Annotated in this window: 19 protein-coding genes; 9 read left to right on the forward strand and 10 right to left on the reverse strand. The window is 73.4% G+C overall.

The annotated features are described in order from the left end of the window. Positions 1-138: 138 nt before the first annotated feature. The 3 genes from H0H10_RS37305 to H0H10_RS37315 all read left to right on the forward strand — a co-directional run bounded on the left by H0H10_RS37305 (position 139) and on the right by H0H10_RS37315 (position 2,510). The gene (locus H0H10_RS37305) at positions 139-1,209 is read left to right on the forward strand and encodes a glycoside hydrolase family 43 protein (RefSeq protein ID WP_188185657.1); all 1,071 of its coding nucleotides are present in this window, start codon (positions 139-141) and stop codon (positions 1,207-1,209) included. A 72-nt stretch (positions 1,210-1,281) separates the two neighbouring features. Further along, complete coding sequence (locus H0H10_RS37310) at positions 1,282-1,752, forward strand: hypothetical protein (RefSeq protein WP_188185658.1); 471 nt, start codon at positions 1,282-1,284, stop codon at positions 1,750-1,752. Then, complete coding sequence (locus tag H0H10_RS37315) at positions 1,749-2,510, forward strand: isocitrate lyase/PEP mutase family protein (protein WP_188185659.1); 762 nt, start codon at positions 1,749-1,751, stop codon at positions 2,508-2,510. Before H0H10_RS37310 ends, H0H10_RS37315 begins: the two co-directional genes overlap by 4 nt. A 22-nt stretch (positions 2,511-2,532) precedes the next feature. Here H0H10_RS37315 and H0H10_RS37320 read toward each other — a convergent pair whose 3' ends face one another. Beyond that, a complete protein-coding gene (locus H0H10_RS37320) occupies positions 2,533-3,117 on the reverse strand; it encodes a TetR-like C-terminal domain-containing protein (protein ID WP_188185660.1) in 585 nt (194 codons plus the stop codon). Between the two features lie 214 nt (positions 3,118-3,331). On the opposite strand from H0H10_RS37320, the gene H0H10_RS37325 reads away from it, so the two are divergent. From H0H10_RS37325 to H0H10_RS37335, 3 genes are all read left to right on the forward strand, one after another. Continuing rightward, positions 3,332-5,047 carry a PHP domain-containing protein gene (locus tag H0H10_RS37325; RefSeq protein ID WP_188185661.1) on the forward strand — a complete coding sequence of 572 codons (1,716 nt, stop codon included), beginning with the start codon at positions 3,332-3,334 and terminating at the stop codon, positions 5,045-5,047. Next, entirely contained in the window at positions 5,044-5,565 is a 522-nt protein-coding gene (locus H0H10_RS37330; protein ID WP_188185662.1) for a hypothetical protein, read from the forward strand. The genes H0H10_RS37325 and H0H10_RS37330 overlap by 4 nt, the downstream gene beginning before the upstream one ends. Positions 5,566-5,649: 84 nt before the next feature. Next, a complete protein-coding gene (locus H0H10_RS37335; RefSeq protein WP_188185663.1) occupies positions 5,650-6,906 on the forward strand; it encodes an MFS transporter in 1,257 nt (418 codons plus the stop codon). A gap of 10 nt (positions 6,907-6,916) precedes the next feature. On the opposite strand, the gene H0H10_RS37340 is transcribed toward H0H10_RS37335, so the two are convergent. Beyond that, the gene (locus tag H0H10_RS37340; RefSeq protein ID WP_188185664.1) at positions 6,917-7,507 is read right to left on the reverse strand and encodes a hypothetical protein; all 591 of its coding nucleotides are present in this window, start codon (positions 7,505-7,507) and stop codon (positions 6,917-6,919) included. Then, the gene (locus H0H10_RS37345; protein ID WP_188185665.1) at positions 7,504-8,760 is read right to left on the reverse strand and encodes a D-arabinono-1,4-lactone oxidase; all 1,257 of its coding nucleotides are present in this window, start codon (positions 8,758-8,760) and stop codon (positions 7,504-7,506) included. The genes H0H10_RS37340 and H0H10_RS37345 overlap by 4 nt, the downstream gene beginning before the upstream one ends. 144 nt (positions 8,761-8,904) lie before the next feature. Between H0H10_RS37345 and H0H10_RS37350 the strand changes: the two genes are divergently transcribed. From H0H10_RS37350 to rsgA, 3 genes are all read left to right on the forward strand, one after another. Beyond that, complete coding sequence (locus tag H0H10_RS37350; protein ID WP_188185666.1) at positions 8,905-10,224, forward strand: radical SAM protein; 1,320 nt, start codon at positions 8,905-8,907, stop codon at positions 10,222-10,224. A 149-nt stretch (positions 10,225-10,373) separates the two neighbouring features. After that, the gene (locus tag H0H10_RS37355) at positions 10,374-11,963 is read left to right on the forward strand and encodes a cellulose-binding domain-containing protein (protein ID WP_188185667.1); all 1,590 of its coding nucleotides are present in this window, start codon (positions 10,374-10,376) and stop codon (positions 11,961-11,963) included. Between the two features lie 255 nt (positions 11,964-12,218). Next, positions 12,219-13,319 carry a ribosome small subunit-dependent GTPase A gene (gene rsgA / locus H0H10_RS37360; RefSeq protein WP_188185668.1) on the forward strand — a complete coding sequence of 367 codons (1,101 nt, stop codon included), beginning with the start codon at positions 12,219-12,221 and terminating at the stop codon, positions 13,317-13,319. 190 nt (positions 13,320-13,509) lie between these two features. Here the strand turns inward: rsgA and H0H10_RS37365 are convergent, their stop codons facing one another. The 7 genes from H0H10_RS37365 to H0H10_RS37395 all read right to left on the reverse strand — a co-directional run bounded on the left by H0H10_RS37365 (position 13,510) and on the right by H0H10_RS37395 (position 20,676). Beyond that, complete coding sequence (locus H0H10_RS37365; RefSeq protein WP_309141994.1) at positions 13,510-13,929, reverse strand: DUF7144 family membrane protein; 420 nt, start codon at positions 13,927-13,929, stop codon at positions 13,510-13,512. A 160-nt stretch (positions 13,930-14,089) separates the two neighbouring features. Next, on the reverse strand, positions 14,090-14,614 hold the full coding sequence (locus H0H10_RS37370) for a gluconokinase (protein WP_188185669.1): 525 nt from the start codon (positions 14,612-14,614) through the stop codon (positions 14,090-14,092). Between the two features lie 24 nt (positions 14,615-14,638). Then, complete coding sequence (locus tag H0H10_RS37375; protein WP_188185670.1) at positions 14,639-16,072, reverse strand: glucose-6-phosphate dehydrogenase; 1,434 nt, start codon at positions 16,070-16,072, stop codon at positions 14,639-14,641. After that, positions 16,069-17,901, reverse strand: a complete 1,833-nt coding sequence (locus tag H0H10_RS37380) for a glycoside hydrolase family 15 protein (protein ID WP_188185671.1) — start codon at positions 17,899-17,901, stop codon at positions 16,069-16,071. The genes H0H10_RS37375 and H0H10_RS37380 overlap by 4 nt, the downstream gene beginning before the upstream one ends. A gap of 48 nt (positions 17,902-17,949) precedes the next feature. Next, the gene (locus H0H10_RS37385) at positions 17,950-18,999 is read right to left on the reverse strand and encodes an NAD(P)-dependent alcohol dehydrogenase (RefSeq protein ID WP_188185672.1); all 1,050 of its coding nucleotides are present in this window, start codon (positions 18,997-18,999) and stop codon (positions 17,950-17,952) included. 217 nt (positions 19,000-19,216) lie between these two features. Then, positions 19,217-20,026, reverse strand: a complete 810-nt coding sequence (locus H0H10_RS37390) for a universal stress protein (protein ID WP_188185673.1) — start codon at positions 20,024-20,026, stop codon at positions 19,217-19,219. Positions 20,027-20,058: 32 nt separating this feature from the next. After that, positions 20,059-20,676, reverse strand: a complete 618-nt coding sequence (locus H0H10_RS37395; protein ID WP_188185674.1) for a hypothetical protein — start codon at positions 20,674-20,676, stop codon at positions 20,059-20,061. Positions 20,677-21,021 lie beyond the last annotated feature (345 nt).

The raw sequence follows: 21,021 nt of genomic DNA on the forward strand, positions 1-21,021 counted from the left end.
TGACGTGGCGCCGGAGTCCTCGTCGGACCCGTTGACCTCGTCCCGTCCCGCCCTTACCTTGTCGGCGTTCGCAATGTCGCATGCTGTTCGAAATATCGAATATCTCGCATATCCGCCCCCTGTCGAGAGGCAGTCCGCATGAGCCGCGCCGACGACCTGCCCGAAGCCCCCAGCCGCCGCCTGCTGCTGAAGGGCACCGCCGCCGCCGGGGCCCTCGCCGCCGTACCCGGGGTCGCCTCCGCCGCCCCCGGGAAGGCCGCCCCGTACGTGAACCCGCTCGTCCGCAACCGCGCCGACCCGCACATCCACCGGCACACCGACGGCTTCTACTACTTCACGGCGACCGCCCCCGAGTACGACCGCATCATCCTGCGCCGCTCCCGCACCCTGAACGGCCTCGCGACCGCCGCCGAGTCCGTGATCTGGCGCAAGCACGCCGCGGGTGACATGGGGGCGCACATCTGGGCACCGGAACTCCACCGCATCGGCGGCAAGTGGTACATCTACTTCGCCGCAGCGCCCGCCGAGAGCGTGTGGGACATCCGCATCTGGGTGCTGGAGAACGCGCACCCCAACCCCTTCCGCGGCACCTGGGTGGAGAAGGGGCAGATCAAGACGGCGTGGGAGACCTTCTCCCTGGACGCCACCACCTTCACCCACCGCGGCACCCGCTACCTGGCCTGGGCCCAGCACGAGCCCGGCATGGACAACAACACCGCCCTGTGGCTGTCGGAGATGGCGAACCCGTGGACCCTGACGGGCCCTCAGGTGCGGCTGTCCATGCCCGAGTACGACTGGGAGTGCGTCGGATTCAAGGTCAACGAGGGGCCGTACGTCATCGCGCGCCACGGGCGGCTGTTCATGACCTACTCCGCCAGCGCCACCGACTGGAACTACTGCATGGGGCTGCTGACCGTCGACGCGGACGCCGACCTGATGGACCCCGCGAACTGGTCCAAGTCGCCGACCCCCGTCTTCACCAGTAATGACACCACCCGGCAGTACGGTCCCGGCCACAACTGCTTCACCGTCGCCGAGGACGGCCGCACCGACGTCCTCGTCTACCACGCCCGCCAGTACAAGGAGATCACGGGCGACCCGCTGAACGACCCCAACCGCCACACCCGCGTCCAGAAGCTCGGCTGGAAGGCGGACGGCACCCCCGACTTCGGCGTCCCCGTCGCCGACACGGCCGGCGCCGGCGAGTGAACCGGGGCTCCCGGCCGAGGTGCGCCGACACTTCGGCCGGGACCGAAACAACGGGCGCCTAACGTTCGGGACATGAGCGACACGAACACCGCCACCGCCACCATCACGCCCGCCGAAGCCGTCACCGGCATGGTCGACCACGTCCTCGCCCTGGCCGCCACCTGGACCGCCTGGGACGGGAAGCCCGCCCACGTCGACGACCGCCTCTACACCCCGCACAAGGCGATCCGGCGCGTGGCGGACCACATGATCGACCACCTCGCGGAGCTGGAGGCCCGGCTCGCGGGGGAGCCCACCCAGCCCGACCACTGGCACGCCTCCACGGTCACGACCGACGCCGACCGCGCCCCCTTCACCCGGGAGGACCTCGACGAGGCCCGCAGCCGCCTCACCCGGCTCGCCAGGATCTGGGCCAACCGGCTCGACGCGCTCACCGACGAGCAACTGGACCACTCGCCCGGCGAGGGCTGGAGCTTCCGCGAGCTCGCCCGGCACGTCGAGGAGTCCACGTACTACGCCGACGCGGTCGGAGACCTGTCATGACCGCCTTCGCCGGCCTCCACCGCGCCGGGGAGCCCCTGCTGCTGCCGTGCGCGTGGGACCACGCCTCCGCACGCGCCCTCGCCGCCCAGGGGTTCGGGGCGATCGGCACGACCAGTCTGGGCGTCGCGGCGGCCGCCGGACTGCCCGACGGGGCGTCGGCGACCCGCGACCTCACCCTCCAGCTGGCCCTCGCCCTCGGCTCCGAGCCGTTCCTGCTCTCCGTCGACGCGGAGGACGGCTTCAGCGACGATCCGGACGAGGTGGCTCAGTTCGCGCGGCAGCTGGCGGCCGTGGGAGCCGTCGGCATCAACCTGGAGGACCGGCTCGGCCCCGCCGACCGGCACGCCGCGAAAATCGCCGCGGTCAAGTCCGCGGTCCCCGGCCTCTTCGTCAACGCCCGCACCGACACCTACTGGCTGGGCGACGGCGAGGGCACACCGGACCGCCTGGACGCCTACCGGCGGGCGGGCGCCGACGGACTGTTCGTCCCCGGCCTCACCGATCCGCGCACGATCGCGGCCGTCGCCGGGCGCTTCGACGTCCCCCTCAACGTCCTCTACACCCCGGACGGCCCCTCCCTGCCGCACCTCGCCGACCTCGGCGTACGCCGGGTCAGTCTCGGCTCGCTGCTGTACCGGCGGGCGCTGGGCGCGGCCCTGGAGACGGTGGCCGACATCCGGTCCGGCAGGACGCCGCGGGGCGCGGCACCGGCGTACGCCGACGTCCTCGCGCTGAGCGGCGACGGCCCGGCGGGGTGACCGGCACCCCGCCGGGCGCGGGTCAGCCGTCGTGCGCCTGCTCGCGGGGCCAGTGCTCCAGCGCCGTGTGCAGGGCCTCGACCGCCTTGTCCCAGGACGCCCGGACGTCCCGGGGCGCGCCGAAGGCGCCGGCGGCCTCCAGGGCGCAGTAGCCGTGGAAGGTGCTGCGCAGCAGGCGCACCGCGTCGGTGAGGTCGGGTTCGCCGAGGCCGTAGGCGCGGAGCATGCCGTAGGTGATCTCGGCGGTGCGGCGCAGGGCGGGGGAGTGGGCGACCAGGGACTGGTCGACGGGGATCTGGGTGGCGGCGTACCGGCCCGGATGGCGCAGGGCGTACTGCCGGTAGGCGTCCGCGAAGGCCGCCAGCGCGTCCTTGCCGGCGCGTCCCGCGACCGCCTGCGCGATCTCCTCGATCATCTCGGCACCGGCGAGCAGCGCGACGCGGGTCCGCAGTTCCTGGAGGTTCCTGACGTGCGTGTACAGGCTCGCGTCCTTGACGCCGAAGTGCCGGGCCAGCGCGGACAACGTGACGTTCTCGAAGCCCGCCTCATCGGCGAGGTCGGCGGCGGCCGCGACGACGCGGTCGGCGCTGAGTCCGGCACGGGGCATGACGGGACCTCCGGGAACCTAGGGCTTCTAGGGAGAAGCCTATACGGAGTCCCGTCGGCCGTCCGGGTGTGTGGAAGTGTGTGGTTCCTGTGACTCGTGGGGCGACCGGTCGTGTCGGGGTCGGTCATGACTCATCCGCTGGTCGTTCAACGTTCACCTTCTGCCCCGATCCTCCTCACAGCCGCGGACGGCGGCGGTATCCAGGAGGGGCTTCATGGGACACGGGCACGGGCACACACACGGCCATCACCACCACGGACACACCCACACGCACACGCACGAGCACGAGGCCGCACCGCCCCTGCCCGCCGCCTTCGACACCACCGTCCCCGACGAGGCCCTGACCCCCGAACAGCAGTCGCGCCGCGGTCTGTTGCGCCGGGCCGGCCTCCTCGGCGCCGGACTCGCCGCCGGCACCGTCCTCGCCCAGACGGCCGCCGCGCCCGCGCAGGCCGCCGGCAACGGCCGCCGGGGGAAGGGCTTCCTCTGGCTCGCCGGCGACCACCACATCCACACCCAGTACAGCAGCGACGGCAAGTACCGGGTCATCGACCAGGTCCGCCAGGGCGCCCGGCACGGCATGGACTGGCTCGTCATCACCGACCACGGCAGCGGTACGCACGCCAAGATCGGTGTGGAGAAGGTCAACCCCGACATCCAGGAGGCCCGCAGCGCCTACGAGGACACCCTCGTCTTCCAGGGCCTGGAGTGGAACATCCCGGCCGCCGAGCACGGCACCGTCTTCGTGCACCCCGGCAAGAACGAGGTCTCCGTCCTCAAGCAGTTCGAGACCGGCTACGACGGCGCCGTCAAGGCCGCCACCGGCTCGTCGCCCGCCAACGAGGCGCTCGCCATCGCGGGCCTCGCCTTCCTGTCCGAGCAGGTCGAGCGGCGCAAGGTCAAGGACGCCCTGATGCTCGCCAACCACCCGGCGCGCAAGGGCATCGACTCCCCGCACGAGATCCGCGCCTGGCGCGACGCCACCCCCGCGGGCCGCCGCATCGCCGTCGGCATGGAGGGCGCCCCGGGCCACCAGGCCGCCGGCCTGCCGGGGCCGCTCGGCCCCGGCGGCGCACGCGGCATCTACAACAACAGCCCCGGCAGCGACTCCTTCGCCGCCTACCCCCTGGAGAGCTACCGCACCTGGGGCGGCTTCGACTGGATGACCGCCACCGTCGGCGGCCTGTGGGACAGCCTGCTCGCCGAGGGCAAGCCCTGGTGGATCACCGCCAACTCCGACTCCCACCAGGTCTACGGCGACACCGCCGTGCGCGGCGGCGGCGACTTCAACGCCAACGGCCGCTACGACGACCCGGTCTACGGCGGCTCGATCGACATCACGGAGAACGACTACTGGCCCGGCTACTACAGCCGCACCCACGTCGGCGCCGAGGACTTCTCCTACGCCGCCGTCATGGACGGCATCCGCGCGGGCCGCGTCTGGGTCGACCACGGCCAGCTCATCAGCGGCCTCGACGTCCGCGTCTCGGGCGGCAGCCGCTGGGCCACCCTCGGCGGCGCCCTCCACGTCCGGAAGGGCACCCGCGTCACCCTCACCGTGGACGTGGCGCTGGCCGGCGGCCCCAACTGGGCCGGTTTCCAGCCCACCCTGGCCCGCGTCGACGTCATCCAGGGCGACGTCACCGGCGAGGTCAAGGACAAGGACACCTTCACCGCCCCGAGCGCCCGGGTCGTCAAGTCCTACGAGGTCAACAAGAACACCGGCACGGTCCGCCTCACCTACGACCTCGGCCGCGTCGACCACCCCGTCTACGTCCGCCTGCGCGGCACCGACGGCAACCGGAGCGCCGTGGGCGCGATGGGCGCGGCCGTCGACCCGCACGGTCCCGCCATCGACGTCGTCGGCGACGCCGACCCGTGGAAGGACCTGTGGTTCTACTCCAACCCGGTCTGGGTCCTGCCCTCGTGACCCCACCGCCGTACGCCATCGGCATCGACACCGACGTCACGAAGCTGCGCGAGGCCGACCACCTGCTCCTGGACCTCGCGGCCCGACTCGCCCTCCCCGAGGACGTGTTCGGCTGCACGCACCTGGTCCAGGACGGCGGCCGGCGACGCGTGGCACTGTCCCTGGGCGCGGGCTCGGCGGCGGTGCTCGACACCGCCCGGACCGCGCTCGCGGCCCAGGGGTACGCGGTGACGGACGGCGTGTGGGACCGGCGCGGGCGGGCGGTGCTCTACCCGGGCGTCACCGGACTCACCGGCACCCTCACGGTCGCGGAGCTGCTGGACCGCTCCGCGATCGCGCGGGTCCGCGTCCTCGGCGCGCCCGGCGGGCCCGACCCCGCGACCCGGCTCGTCACCCGGGAGTTCGTCCGCCCCCAGTGGGAGGACGGGGAACTGGTCCTCGCCGCCATGCCCGCCGCCGGCGGCACCCTCGTCCCGTTCGAGGACCCGGACCCCACGCCCTGCTGCGCGGACCACTGACCGCCTGGAAAACGCGTACCGCTCCCTCCCCGCGGCGCCCTAGTCTTGCCCGGCACCGGGCACGCGGCGAGGGGACGGAACCGGATGACGCAAGAGGCACACCGCCCGAGGACCGGGCGGGACGCCGGCCCGGACCCGCGCCCGCTGTGGCGGCAACGCGACTTCGGCGTCTTCTGGACCGCCCAGACCCTCTCCGTCCTCGGCGACTCCTTCGCCCTGGTCGCGCTGCCCCTGCTGGTCCTGGAGGCCACCGGCTCCATCGCCCGCATGGGCCTGCTGACCGCCGTGGGCGGCGCGGCCGCGGTCGTGGCCGCGGTGTTCGCCGGGGCCGTGGTGGACCGGGTCGACCGCCGCAGACTGCTCATCGGGTGCGACCTCGTACGCATGGTGCTGTACGGGGTGATCCCCGTGGTGTGGCTGCTCGGCCCGCAGATCTGGCTGCTGTACGTGGTCCTGCCGCTGTGCGAGGCCGTCGGCATGCTCTTCGCCGTCGGCTACGTCACCGTCGTGCGCGGCCTGGTCGGCACCGAGCAGCTCACCGAGGCCAACGGCCGGCTCAACGCGACCGCCGCCGCGGCCGGGGTGCTCGGGCCGCTCGGCGCGGGCGTGGTGGCCGCCTGGTCGGGCCCGGCCGCCGCCGTCGGCGTGGACGCGGCCAGCTTCGGCGTCTCGGCCGCCTGCATGGTCCTCGTACGGCTCCGGTCCCGTGCCGCGGACGACACGCCGGGCAAGCGGCCCGGACTGTGGCAGGACCTGCGGACCGGGGTGTCCTTCCTGTACGGGCACCCGGTGCTGCGCGCCCTCACCGTCCTGCTCTGCGCGTTCAGCTTCCTCACCCTCGGCCTGAACGACCTGGTCATCTACCACCTCAAGCACGACCTCGGCCACGACGACGGCACGGTCGGCACCGTCATGGCGGCCGGCGCCGTCGGCACGATCGCCGGAGCGCTGCTCGTGGCCCGGGTGCGCCGCCGGCTCGGCTTCGGCCGCACCTGGACCGGCTCCGTCGCGGTGTGCGGACTGGCCTTCGCCGGACTCGGCTGGGCCCGGGACGTGCCCGTCGTCGCCGTCCTGAGCGCCGCCTTCCTGGCCTGCGTCGGCATGGCGGGCACCTGCTCGATGTCCCTGCGGCAGGAGGTGACCCCCGAGCCCCTGCTCGGCCGGGTCACCTCCGCCTACTGGACCCTGCAGTACTCGGCGGCCCCCGTCGGCGCCGCCGTCCTCACCTGGGCGGCGGAGCGGCACGGCACCACGCCGGTCGCCCTGGTGGCCGGGGCCGCCTGCGTCCTGATCGCGGTCGCCGCGCTGTTCACCCCGATACGCCGGTCCGGCCGCACCTGAACCGGCCGGCTCAGCCGCACCCGCAGCCCTCCCGCAGGGCGGCCAGCGCCGACCAGGCCGCGTCGTCGGCCTCCGACCGCGCGAACACGCGCGGCGGACGGGAGGCGCCGGGCGCGTGCACGACGTACGCCTCGGCGAGGTACGACAGCTCCTCCCACTCCTCGTACACGTGCGCCCGGGCCAGCACGAGGCCGCAGCCGGCGCAGGAGACCCACGGGACGAGCACCAGTCCGCCCGGCGCGGGGTCCTCCAGCACCGACCGCGCGGGCACCGGCGGCTCGGCGCCGTCCTCGTGCACGCGCAGCCGCGCCGGCCCGGCGGGACCCGGGAGGCAGGCCACGATCCCCGTGCCGAGCCGGTCCCACACGCCCCACTGCTCGGCCATCACCGCCAGCTCGGCCCGCGCCGTGTCACCGACCGCCAACTCCTGCTCCAGCAGCCGCCCGACCAGCACCTCCAGCCCGGCCTCCTGCTCCCCGATCTCCCAGCACCCCCGCACCTCGTCGGCGTCGTCCGCCCCCGGCAGCAGTGCGGCCAGCCGGGCCCACACGGCGCCCTCGGCGGCATACGCCCGCACCCGCCGGCCGTCGGCCGGTGTCATCCCCCCAGCACCTCCCGCACGAACGCGTTGGTGAACGTGCCCCGCGGATCCAGCTCCTCCACCAGCGCCCGGAAACCGGCCAGACGCGGATAGCGCCCGGCCAGCACCGCCGCCGGGGTCGTGAACACCTTCCCCCAGTGCGGGCGCGCCTCGAAGGCGTCCAGCGCCTCCTCCACCCGCCGCACCACCGGCAGCACCGCGTCGGTGTCCTCCACCCACGTGAAGTGCACCGCCACGGTGTCCCGCCCGTACGCCGGGCTCAGCCACTGCTGGTCGGCGGCCACCGTGCGCACCTCACAGGTCTGCAGCACCGGCGCGACCGTCTCCCGGATCGCGTCGAGCGCGTGCAGGGCGGCGAGGCCGTGCTCGCGCGGCATCAGGTACTCCGACTGCAGCTCGGCCCCGCTGCTGGGCACGAACTCGGCGCGGAAGTGCGGCAGCCGCTCGTGCCAGGGCCCCGGCACCCCGAACTGCTCGGTGCAGTTGACCGCGGGCATGCCCGGCACCGGATGCATCTTCTCGGTGGCCGGCGCCGCCCACGGGAAGGCGGACAGCGGCTGGTCCGTGCGCCGCTTGAGCCACACCTGCCGGAAGCCCGGCGCCCGCCAGTCGGTGAACAGGCTCACGCTGTACGCCGCCGCCATCACCGTCTCGAACGTCCCGGCGTCCAGCGCGGCCTGATCCAGCTCGGTGAAGACGTGCTGCTCGACCTCGTAGGCCGGCTCCAGGTCGAGGGTGAGCGCGGTCACCACGCCGAGCGCGCCGAGGGAGGTCACGGCACCGCCGAACCGCTCGTCGCCCCGCGCGACGGTCACGGTCGAGCCGTCCGCCGTGACCAGCTCCACCTCCCGCACCACCGACGCCAGCGAACCGTTGGCCACCCCGGAACCGTGCGTGCCGGTCGCCACCGACCCGGCCACCGAGATGTGCGGCAGCGACGCCATGTTGGGCAGCGCCAGCCCCCGCGCGTGCACCAGCCGGGCCAGCTCCGCGTACCGCACGCCGCCGCCGACCCGTACCGTACGGGCCGCCGTGTCGACGTCGACCTCGGCGGGCAGCGCGGCCAGCGACAGCAGCACGCCTTCGGGGCCCGGCTCGGCTATCCCGTTGAAGGAGTGCCCGCTGCCCAGCACCCGCACCCGCGCGCTGTCCGCCACCAGGGCCTTCAGCGCGGCCACCGAGTGCGGCCGGTGCAGCTCCTTGGCCGTGTAGGTGATGTTCCCGGCCCAATTGGTCACGGTGGTGTCGGTCATCGCGCAGCCCTCCCTGAGATCCGTGAGGAACGGAGTCCTCCGCCGGAAACCTACCTGGCGCGCCGGGAGGGGACCCGGCGGGGAAGGCGCACCAGCGGGGGCATACCGTGAGAAGTCGAACGCCTGAGCCGGGAGGAGACACGGATGGGCAGCCGTACCGCGCTGGTCGAGGATCTGATGGAGCGCTTTCCGCACGTACCGCGGGAAGCCGTCTTCAAGGAGGACCTGCTCCGCGGCGGGGTCGCCTTCGACCCGTCGGCCCTCAGCGACAACGAGGACGGCGAGGTCAAGCCGAAGTCGTACTTCATCTTCTCCTTCGACCACGGCACCCTGCCCGAGCTGGGCGAGGCCGCGCTGCGCCGCCCGCCCGAGGAGATCATCCTCACCGGCGGCCCCTACGACCTGCGCCGCACCGTCGTCTCGGTCCGCGTGAACCCCGCCTCGCCCTACCGGGTCGCCGCCGACGAGCACGGCCAGCTCGGCCTCTACCTGGACGGCAGGCGGATCTCGGACGTCGGCGTGCCGCCCATGCCCGAGTACTACCGGCACACCCTCTCCAACGGGAAGTCCGTCATGGAGGTGGCCCCCACCATCCAGTGGGGCTACCTGATCTACCTGACCGTCTTCCGGGTCTGCCAGTACTTCGGCGCCAAGGAGGAGTGCCAGTACTGCGACATCAACCACAACTGGCGCCAGCACAAGGCCGCCGGCCGGCCCTACACCGGCGTGAAGGACGTCGAGGAGGTGCTGGAGGCCCTGGAGATCATCGACCGGTACGACACGGCGAAGGCCTCCACCGCCTACACCCTCACGGGCGGCGCCATCACCAAGACGGTCTCCGGCCGCGACGAGGCCGACTTCTACGGCCACTACGCCAAGGCCATCGAGGAGCGCTTCCCCGGCCGCTGGATCGGCAAGGTCGTCGCCCAGGCCCTGCCCAAGCCGGACGTCCAGCGCTTCAAGGACTACGGCGTGCAGATCTACCACCCCAACTTCGAGGTGTGGGACGAGTACCTGTTCAAGATGTACTGCCCCGGCAAGGAGCGGTACGTCGGCCGCGACGAGTGGCACAGGCGGATCCTGGACTCCGCGGACGTCTTCGGCGCGCGCAACGTCATCCCGAACTTCGTCGCGGGCGTGGAGATGGCCGAGCCGTTCGGCTTCAAGACGGTCGACGAGGCGATCGCGTCCACCACCGAGGGCCTGCGCTTCTTCATGTCGCACGGCATCACGCCCCGCTTCACCACCTGGTGCCCCGAGCCCACCACCCCGCTCGGCAAGGCCAACCCGCAGGGCGCGCCGCTGGAGTACCACATCCGGCTGCTCCAGGCCTACCGGCAGACCATGGAGGACTTCGGCCTGTCCTCGCCCCCCGGCTACGGCCCGCCCGGCGCCGGCAACGCGGTCTTCTCCGTCAGCTCGTTCATGGACAGCCTGCCGGCGGACGAGCCCGTGGAGGTCTGACGGGCCGGATCGCACGCGTGTTCGCAGGCTCCGAACACGCCGCTTGTCAGCCGTGCCCGGGACGTGACAGGCTCGGCGCCTGCCGTGAGGCAACTCCAACTGTGCGCACTGTGCCGTGAGTTGACCTCGCCCGTGGACGCAGGAGACCGATGCCCGACCTGCCGAGCCCCGAGGACGCCGCCGAGGCCCCGCTGCCGGCCGAGTGCTGGGACGCGGTGCTCTCCTACGCCGGCCTGTGCACGGCCGGGACGCCCGCCGCGACCCGGCTGGCCACCGAGGCGTTCGCCCGCGGCATGCGCGAGCTGCGGGCCGCGGCCGCCCCCACGGCCCGGCGCGCGGGAGGCCGGCCCGCCCGGCTGCCCCGCATCCCGCTGCTGCTGACCGCCGTACGCACCACGGCGGCGGCCTGGGAGGACGGCGGACAGGGCCACGACCTCGACCCCGGCCTGCGGCGGTGGCTGCACTCGGAGGCCGCGGCCCGCCACGCCGGACCGCCGTCGCGCCGCCCCCTCGCGCCGCGCGTCCTGCGGGACATGCCTGCACGGGACGCGGAACTGCTGTGGCTGGCCGACGTGGAGGCACTGCCACTGCCCGTCGTCGCCCGCAGGCTCGGCCTCGACCCGGCCACCGCCCCCGGCGCACTCGCCCGGGCCCGCGACCTGTTCCGGGACCGCTGCCGGCAGGTCCACCTCGACGCCTCGCGGGAGCCGGGGTGCCGCGACCGCGCCCGCCTGCCGGCCACGGACGCCCGGACGCCCGCCGCCGGCGCCCCCGACGACCTCGCCGGCTGTGATGGCTGTGCGGAGGCCGCCGCCTGCCCGGGAACGCACGGCGGAGCACTGCCCGCGGCCCTCGCCGGCGGTGTCCTCGGCTGGGGCGGCCCCGCCTACCTGGAGCTGCGCCGCCGGGCCGCCGAGGCGCGGCTCGGCGCCGGGCGCCCGGGACCCGCCGACGACGACGGCGACGCGGTGCGGGACACGACGCCGGCCTGCACGCTCCGGGCCCGCCTCGTGCGCGGCGGCCTCCTCGTCACGGCCGCCCTGGTCTCCCTCGTGGCGCTCACCGTCTCCCTGAGGCCCTTCGGCGGCACCGCCGAGGACCCCGCGGCCGCCGACGGGACCGCCGCGGGCCGCGCGCCGGCCGACCCCGGCCCGGCGCGGCCCTCCCCGGCGGCCGGCCTCTCGTCCGGCAGCAGGGAGCCGTCCAGCGGCACCCCGAAGGGCGGAACGCGGGGGACGGCCCCGGACGACCGCCCGGCCGGGACGACGGGCCCGCGGACGACGCCCTCGGGGACGGCGGCCTCGGGGACGGTGTCCGAGAGGCCGGCGAACTCCGACCCGGAACCCCAGGGCAGCCCCTCGGACGCCACGACCGGCAGCGGCACCGGCTCCGATGATGTGCCGGACCCCGGCACGACCGCGCCCGCGACCTGCCGCGTCCGGTACGACCTCGTCACCCAGTGGCCCGACGGCTTCCAGGCCACCGTCACCGTCACCACCGGCCGCCCCCTCGACTCCTGGCGCGTCGCCTGGACCTTCCCCGACGGCCAGCGGATCCGCCAGATGTGGGACGCGACCCACACCCACGACGGCTCCCGCGTCACGGCCACCGCCACCGGCTACAACGCCACCGTCCCCGCCGGCGGCAGCCTCGCCTTCGGCTTCCTCGCCTCCTGGCGCGGCAGGAACTCCCCGCCGGACGACTTCACCCTGAACGGCCGGGAATGCGACCGGGCCTGACGCAGTGACGCGGCCCGACCGGGCCCGACTGGGTCTGCGCAAAAAAACCGATGGCGCCGGGCCGGGGACCGCTCTAAGGTGAGCTCGCAGAGCGCGGCGGCCGGTGGCCGCCGTCGGAACGAGCGAGGACGAGGAGGTGTGACCGATGGCTGTCTTTGTGATGGGCGCTGCCCGCATCCAGTTCACCGAGTCCACCTCCGTGGCCGCCGGCTGACCCGACCTTTCTCGCCGGGGCCACCCCTTGAAGGGGCACCCTTGACTTCCACCTCCGTTTTCTCCGCCTTCTCCGCGCTCGCTCCCTACGGCTGGGACGACGCATGGGCGGACGCGTTCACCCCCTACGCCGCCGAAGGGCTGCTGCCCGGACGCGTGGTCCGTGTCGACCGCGGGCAGTGCGACGTGGTCACCGCCGACGGGACCCTGCGGGCCGACACCGCGTTCGTCACCCCGCACGACCCGCTGCGCGTCGTCTGCACCGGCGACTGGGTCGCGGTCGAACCGGACGGCAACCCGCGCTACGTCCGGACGTATCTGCCGCGCCGTACCGCCTTCGTGCGCTCCACCTCCTCCAAGCGGTCCGAGGGGCAGATCCTCGCCGCCAACGTCGACCACGCCATCGTCGCCGTCTCGCTCGCCGTCGAGCTGGACCTGGCCCGGATCGAACGGTTCCTCGCGCTCGCCTGGGAGTCCGGGGCGCAGCCCGTGGTCGTGCTCACCAAGGCCGACCTCGTGACCGACCCCGCGACGCTGGCGTACCTCGTCCAGGACGTCGAGACCACCGCGCCGGGCGTGCAGGTGCTGCCCGTCAGCGCCGCGTACGGGGACGGACTCGACGTCCTGGCCGCCGTCGTCTGCGGCGGTACGTCGGTGCTGCTCGGGCAGTCCGGCGCGGGCAAGTCCACCCTGGCCAACGCCCTCGTCGGCGAGGACGTCATGGACGTCCGGGCAGCCCGGGACGTCGACGGCAAGGGACGGCACACCACGACCACCCGCAACCTGCTCGCGCTGCCCGGCGGGGGAGTGCTCATCGACACCCCCGGACTGCGCGGGGTCGGGCTCTGGGACGCGGGCAGCGGGGTCGGTCAGGTGTTCGCCGAGATCGAGGAACTGGCGCAGGACTGCCGGTTCCACGACTGCGCCCACGAATCCGAGCCCGGCTGCGAGGTGCGCGCCGCCATCGACTCCGGCGACCTGCCGGAGCGGCGCCTGGAGAGCTACCGCAAGCTGATGCGGGAGAACCAGCGCATCGTCGCCAAGACCGACGCACGGCTGCGGTCCGAGATCCGGCGGGAGTGGAAGCGCAAGGGCGCCGAGGGCAGGGCGGCGATGGAGGCGAAGCGGGGCCGCCTGCGCTAGGGCCTGTCTGACAATTCCCGTCGTCGCCCGGAGGGCGGCCCCGCGGCGTCAGGTGCGTGCTCTCGGCGTGCCGGGCGCAGACCCTCGTACTGGACGTACTTGGGTCTGCTCCCGGTGGGGCGAGTGGGGGTACCCCCTCTGGGGGAGCGTGCATGGCGTCGCGGGGCAGGCGGGAATTGTCAGACAGGCCCTAGTCCTCCGTCGTGAGGAACCTGGCCAGCGTCCAGATCGCGAGGAGGTCGAGCGTCATCACGCTGATCGACCACAGCGGGTAGTAGGGGAGGAACATGAACTGGGTGATCAGGCTGACCGCGCCCAGTGCCACACCGGCGCCCCTGCCCCAGCTGCGGCCGACCAGCACCCCCAAGCCGGCGGCGACGAGGCCGATGCCGATGACGATGTGGATCCAGCCCCACGCCGTCAGGCTGAACTCGTAGGTGTAGTCGGGCGAGCCGAAAAGGGTCTCGCGGGTGACACCGACGACGCCCAGGAGAATGCTGAGCGTCCCGCTCAGCTCCAGCGCCCACCCGGCGAAGAGGGCAGGGCCCCCGCCCAGTGGCCGTGCGCTGCTGTGGGGGTGCTGCCGGACTCCGCCGGGTGACTGCGCCACGTCATGGCCCTTCCGCACGGTGTGGACTCGCGGACACCGCCTCGCCGGGCGGCCGCGTTGCATCGACGGTCCCAGACTCACTCCGCCGTCCACGACCGGCCACCGCAGCGGTCCGTCCGGGTGGTCCGCACCGTGCACGGGACATGCCGTGCAGGGTGTGTCACCCGGTCGGCAGCACGGCCGTGGCCGAGTCGACGACGGTGTCCGGTGCGGGTGTGGCGTCCAACTCTGCTCCGTGCTCGTCCGGTTGGAGAGGTTCGAGGGCGGCGAGCTGCGAGTCGAGGAGCGTGTGCGGCATGAAGTGGCCGCGGCGCCGGCCGAGCCGGCCGGCCAGGACCTCGCGGCCGGCGGTCAGCTGGAGGAAGAAGACGCCCGGGCAGGCCGCTCGGAGCGTGTCCCGGTAGCGGCGCTTCAGGGCGGAGCAGGAGACCACGGCGCCGGTGCCCGCCACGTCGTGCTCGTGCAGCCAGCGGCCGATGGAGCGCAGCCACGGGTCGCGGTCGGCGTCGTCGAGCGGAGTGCCGGCCGCCATCTTGGCGACGCTGGCGGGGGAGTGGAAGTCGTCGCCCTCCGCGAAGGGGACGCCGAGCCGCTTCGCGAGCAGGCGCGCCACCGTGGACTTGCCGCTGCCGGCGACACCCGTGACCGCGATGCACGGGGTGCGGTGCTCGGCGCCGAGGGACATCCGGGCGTCCTTTCACGAGGTCGGTCAGGGGGCGTCGGCCGGCGGCGCCGCCTCGGCGTACAGCAGCTCGCCGCGCCGTTGCTGCCCGCCTCCGCAGGGCCGGGGAGGCAGCCCCTCGGAGCCGGCCGGATACTCCTCCAGCGGCACGAGGTCCCGCTCCCACGCGTCCAGCACCGGGGTCAGCACCCGCCAGGCCTCTTCGGCCTCGTCACCGCGGATGGACAGTGAGGGGTCCCCGTTCAGGACGTCGAGCAGCAGCCTGCCGTACGCGGGCAGGTGGGGCGGTGCCATCTGCGCGGTCAGCGACAGCGGAGCGAGGGTGTGGGGGTGGGCGCCGATGCCCGTCAGATCGAAGGTCAGGCTCTCCGGCTCCAGCCCGAAGCGGAGCACGTTGGGCAGGGGCTCGCCGGTGTGCCCGAAGGGCAGGTGGGGCACGGACCGGAAGCGCACCGCCACTTCCTTGCGGTCCGTGCCGAGTGCCTTGCCGCTGCGGAGCCGGAAGGTCGTTCCCGACCAGCGCCAGCTCTCCAGCTCCAGTTCCACTTCGGCGTACGTCTCCATCCGGCGGCGTGGGTCCACGCCCTCCTCGTCGGCGTACGCGGGGATGTCGCGGCCCTGGACCCGGCCCGCCAGGTAGCGGCCGCGGCGGGTACGGCGTACGACGTCGTCCTCGGTCAGCAGCCGCACCGAGCGCAGCACGTCGACCTTGCGGTCGCGCAGGTCGCGTTCGCCGAGGGTGACGGGCGGCTCCATGGCGACCAGGCACAGCAGCTGGAGGAGATGGTTCTGCACCATGTCCTTGAGCGCCCCGACGGTGTCGTAGTAGCCGGCCCTGCCCTCCAGCGCCAGGGTCTCGTTCCAGACGATGTCCACCTCGGCGATGTGGGTGCTGTTCCAGATGGGCTCCAGCACACGGTTGGCGAGCCGGCTGCCCAGCACGTTCTGGACGGTCGTCATGGCGAGGAAGTGGTCCACCCGGAACACGGCCTGCTCGGGGACGAGTTCGGCCAGCAACCGGTTCAGCCCCTGGGCGTCGGCCAGGTTCTCGCCGAAGGGCTTCTCCAGGACGATCCTGCTGCCCTCCGGCAGGCCGGCCTCGTGCAGGGCGGTGATCACGACGGGGAAGAGGGCCGGGGGCAGGGCGAGGTAGAGGGCCACGGGACCTTCGCCGGCGATGGCCGAGGCCAGGTCGCCGGGGCTGGTGACATCGGCCCGGACATAGCGGGTGGCGTTCGCGACGGCCGCTCTGGCGTCGGCCGGCAGGTCCCCGCCGTGCCGGTCGAGCCGGGCGGTCACCCATTGCCGGTAGCGCTCGCTGTCCCAGTCCTCCCTGCTCGCGCCGGTCAGCTCGAAGCGGTCGCCGAGGTCTCCGTTCGCCCTGAGCGCGGCCAGCGCGGGCAGCAGGTACCGTGCGCTCAGGTCGCCCGTCGCGCCGAGAATGACAAGCCGGTCGATCATGTCTGGCCGCCTCCTGCTCTCGCCCGGGCGAGGTTCACCCCGCTGGCAATGATCCCGATGTGACTGAACGCCTGGGGGAAGTTGCCCATGAACTCTCCGGTGGACGGGTGGATCTGTTCCGACAGCAGGCCGAGCGGGCCGGCGCGGGCGCACAGCGAGGCGTACAGCTCCTCGGCCTCGTCGGTCCGGCCCTGGCCGATGAGGTTGTCGACGAGCCAGAAGCTGCACAGCACGAAGGCGCCCTCGTCGCCGGCCAGGCCGTCGGGTGACTCCTTGTGCAGATAGCGGTAGAGCAGGCCGTCACCCGCCGACAGGCGCTGCGACACGGCGGACACGGTGGCCACCATCCTCGGGTGGTCGGCCGGGATCACCCGGCGCATCGGCAGCGCGAGCAGACTGGCGTCGACCGCGCCGCCGCCGTCGAGGTGCACGCTCAGGGTCTGCGCCTCCTCGTCCCAGGACCGTTCGAGGATGAGCCGGCGCAGCTCGTCGGCCGACGACCGCCAGGCCGCGACGTCCCCCGGCAGACCGAGCCGCGAGCCGATCGACGCCGCCCGGTCCAGCGCCACCTGGCACATCCCGGCCGAGTAGGTGAACGCCCGGCCCTCGCTGCGCACCTCCCAGATGCCCTGGTCCGGCTGCCGCCACGCCTGCCCGGCGGTGTCGGCCAGCCGTGCCAGGCGGGCCCACAGCGGCGGCTGGATGTCCCCGCCCGAGAGCAGCCACTGGTCGGCGCAGTCCAGGATCTCGCCGTAGACGTCGTGCTGGCGCTGGTCGGCGGCGCCGTTGCCCCAGCGCACGGGGGCGGACCCCTGATAGCCCTCCAGCTCGGCGTCCTCCACCTCGTCCGGCACCGTGCTGCCGTCGAGGGCGTACATGATCCGGGGGTGCCGGCTGTACTCGAAGGCGTCGAGGACCCATCCGAGGAAGGCGTCGGCCTCGCCGCCGAAGCCGATGCGGCGCAGCGCGAACACCGCGTACGCCGCGTCCCGGATCCAGGCGTAGCGGTAGTCCCAGTTGCGGATCCCGCCGATGGGCGCGGGCAGCGAGGACGTGGGTGCCGCGACGAGCGACCCGTTGACCAGGTCGTCGCACAGCTTCAGGGTGATGGCCGACCGTCGCACCAGCGCTTCCTCGGGGCCGTCGTACCGGAAGTGCCGCATCCAGCGGCGCCACGCGTCGGCCGTGGCCCGCAGCATGGCGTCCGCGTCGAGGCGGTGGTGCCGGTGGAAGCGGCCCCAGGACAGCACGAGGTCGAGGCGGTCGCCCTGCTGGAGGTCGTGGGTGGTGCGCAGGCCCGTCAGGGGACGGTTGGACCGCAGGTGCAGCCGCAGGTCCGGCCGCCGGGACGGGCGTACCTCCAACCCGCTGAACAGCGACCGCGTCTGCCCGCCGCCCCTCGGCTCCAGCTCCATCCGCAGCCGCACGTGCCCGTGCAGGACCTGCGCGCTGCGGACCAGCTCGGCGCGGTCGGCCGGAACGTCGTCGGTGAGGTCCGCCCCGGACCGCAGGACCAGCGCGTCCGTGATGCGGACCAGGCCGGTGGCGCTGCGCAGCTCGGTCGTCAGGACGCCCGTGTCGGGCTCGTACCGCTGTCTGGCCTCGACCGGGTCCTCGGGCGCGAGGGTGAAGTGCCCGCCGCGCGCGTGGTCCAGCAGCCCGCAGAACACGGGCTCGGAGTCGAACCTGGGCAGGCACAGCCACGGGATGGAGCCGTCCAGGCCGACCAGCGCGGTCGTCGCCCCGTCCCCGACGAGGCCGAGGTCCTCCAGCGGCAGGTATCCGTTCCGCCTGCGCAGCGGCCGGAAAGGGGGGTCGGGATCGTGCATGCCGTCTCTCTTCCCGCAGCACCGACAGCTGGTGACCGGCGGAGCGGACTAGAAGCCGATCAGCACCTTCACGACGTCGTCGAGCTTCTTGTCGGAGACCTCGAAGGCCCGTTCCATGTCGTCGAAGGCGAACTCGTGGGTCGTCATGGGGGAGGGGTCGACCATGCGGGCCTCCAGCACCCGCAGCAGCCGCTCCATGCGGAGCCTGCCACCGGGACACAGCCCCGTCGCGATCGTCTTGTCGGCCATGCCGACGCCCCACTCGACGCGGGGGATGCGGACGAACTCCCCCTCGCCGAAGTACCCGATGACGGAGATCGTGCCCCCGGGCTTGGTGATCTTGACCGCGGTCTGGAAGGTCACATCGGCGCCCAGGGCCTCGATGGCGGTGTCGACGCCCTGCCCGTCGGTCAGTTCGAGGACCCGCTCCACGACGTCCTCGCTGGTGAAGTCGACGATCTCCCCGGCGCCGTACGCACGCGCCAGCTTCTGCCGGCCGGGAACCGACTCCACCCCGATGACCAGGCCTGCACCCCGGAGTCTGGCCCCCGCCGTCGCCATCAGGCCCACGGGACCCTGCGCGAGAACGGCCACCGTCCCGCCGACCGGGATGTTTCCCTTCTCCGCCCCCATGAAGCCGGTCGACAGCATGTCGGCGCAGTAGACCGCCACGTCGTCACTGACACCGTCCGGGATCCGGGCGAGATTGGCGTCCGCGTCGTTCACGTGGAAGTACTCGGCGAAGACCCCGTCCTTGGAATTGGCGAACTTGAACCCGCCCAGGGGCCCTCCGGACTGCGACGGATATCCGTTCTGGGAGGCGAGGTCGCCCCAGTCGGGCGTGATGGCCCCGATCAGCACCCGGTCGCCGGGCCGGAAGTCCTTCACCTCGCTGCCGACGGCGTGCACGACGCCCACCGCCTCGTGACCGAGCGTCAGGTTCTCCCGTGGTCCGATGCCGCCCTGGACGGTGTGGGAGTCGGACGTGCAGATCAGGGCCTTGGTCGTCCGTATGACAGCGTCGTTCGGGCCCGGCTCGGGAACGGGCTTCTCCATGAAGCCCACGCGGCCGATCTCCCGCATCACGAATGCCTTCACCTGACTGACCTTCCTTCGGGGGTACGGCCACGGCGCGTGGGACACGCGGGTTTGGGACACGCGGGCTTGGACCCGCCCACCGCGACCCGGCGCCTCGGGCACTCACCTCTGCCACTGTTCCAGAGCCCCACGGGACTCGCGACTCGACCACGGTCCCCTATGACTCGAAGGTCTCGACAGCCTCGACTGTCTCGGCCGACTCACAGGTCGCGTTCCGTCACGTCCGGCCGCGGACGACGGCGACGGAAGTGTGCGCGTGGTGCAGCAGTGCCTGGCTCACCGATCCCAGCAGGAGGCCGGTGAACCCACCGCGCCCCCGGGCTCCGGTGACCACGAGCTGCGCGGTCCTGCTCCGCTCGATCAGCACCTCCCGGACTTCGCCGCTCGCGACCTCGCGCCTGACCGTGACGTCCGGATACTTCTCCGCGTGCCCGGCGAGCGCCTGGGCCAGCAGCCGCTCCGCGCTCTCCACGCCGGTCCCGGGCGGTGCGTAGTCCGGCAGCCATACGTGCACGGCGGCGAGCTCGGCTCCGCGCAGCGCCGCCTCGGCGAAGGCGAACCCGACCGCCGCCTCACTCGCGGGCGAGCCGTCGACGCACAGTACGACCGGACCGGTTTCGGGCGACTCCTCGCGGGCCACCATCACCGGGCACCGGCTGTGGGCCGTCACGGACGCCGCCGTCGATCCCAGCAGCATGCCGAGGAGCCCGCCCGCCCCGCGGGCCCCCAGGACCAGCAGGTCCGCCTCCCGCGACTCGGCCTCCAGCACCGACACCGTGTCGCCGGGCACCATGGCCTCGGTGACCGTCACCCCCGGGGCCACGCTGCGCGCACGCTCCGCGGCCTCGCTGACCAGGCGGTTGATCGGTGTCGTGTCCAGCGGCGAGTACATGGGTCGGACGGGCCAGTTGAGGGCGTACACCACACGCAGGTCCGCGTGCCGCCGCCGGGCCTCCAGGGCGGCCGTCCCGACCGCGGCGAAACTGGACGACGAGCCGTCCGTTCCCGCGACCACCAGGTTGCCCATCAGTCCTCCATGGCTCAAATCCGGCCGTGACGTCAGTACCGCTGTGCCTTGGCGAGACGGGGCGTGAGCTGTGCGTCCGCGGGCTGCCGGCTGAACGCGATGGGTTGTTCCTTCTCGCCGGGGCCGAGGTCCTCGACGCCGACGAATTTCGTCTCGACGACCTTTCCGGACGAGTCCTCGAAATCGACCTGCACGGCGTACGAGGCCGTGTCGTCGGTCTTGTTGGTGATCGTGACCAGCACGGCGAGCAGCCCGCTGGTCTCGTTCCTGGGCAGGCCCGTCATCCCGACCTCGGACACCGCGTTGCCGCGTCCCTTGACGTCCTTGAGCACCTTCTCCGCGGCGGCACTGGCGCGGGCGGCCTCGGCCTCGACGGACGCCTCGAACTGGGAGGCGCGGGCGGATGCCGAGGAGGCCGCCGCCGAGGCCGAGGCCCGGGCGGAGGCGATCGCGGAGGCCGCCTGTGAGGCGAGGGCCGAGGGCGGCAGTCCGGAAAAGGATGCCGTGTCGGGGCTGGTGGGTGTCGGCGTCGGCGTGGGCGAGGGGGCGGTGCCGTCGTCGCCGCACGCGGTGAGCACGACAGCGGCCAGCGCACAGCCGAGTGCCGCCACGACGGCTCGTCGACGGCGACCGGATTGCTCTCGCAGCATGGCTGTCATCCTTCGTACCTGGCCGCAACGATCCCGTTCATCGTCACCGCCGCCCGGTCGCTGCGCGATCCGGCGTGGTCCATTCGGCGACAACACCGGCACGCCCCGCCGCCCGCGGCACCGCAACCGCCCCGGCCCCTGGGCCACCGTCCCCGGCCGCCGCTGCCGGCCGCCGGTCCCGGCCGCCGGTCACCGTCCGTCGGCGTCTCGCCGGCCCGCCTGTCGGCCCGGGGCTGGGGGCTGGCTACCGGCCTCCGGCCTTCGGCCTTCGGTCCCGGTCGCCGTCCGGCCGAGGGCCCGGCCACCGGGGGCAGGGCGGGTGCCGGTCACCGGTCCCGGGGGCCG

This window comes from Streptomyces griseicoloratus (genome assembly GCF_014534645.1).
GTDB lineage: Bacteria > Actinomycetota > Actinomycetes > Streptomycetales > Streptomycetaceae > Streptomyces > Streptomyces griseicoloratus.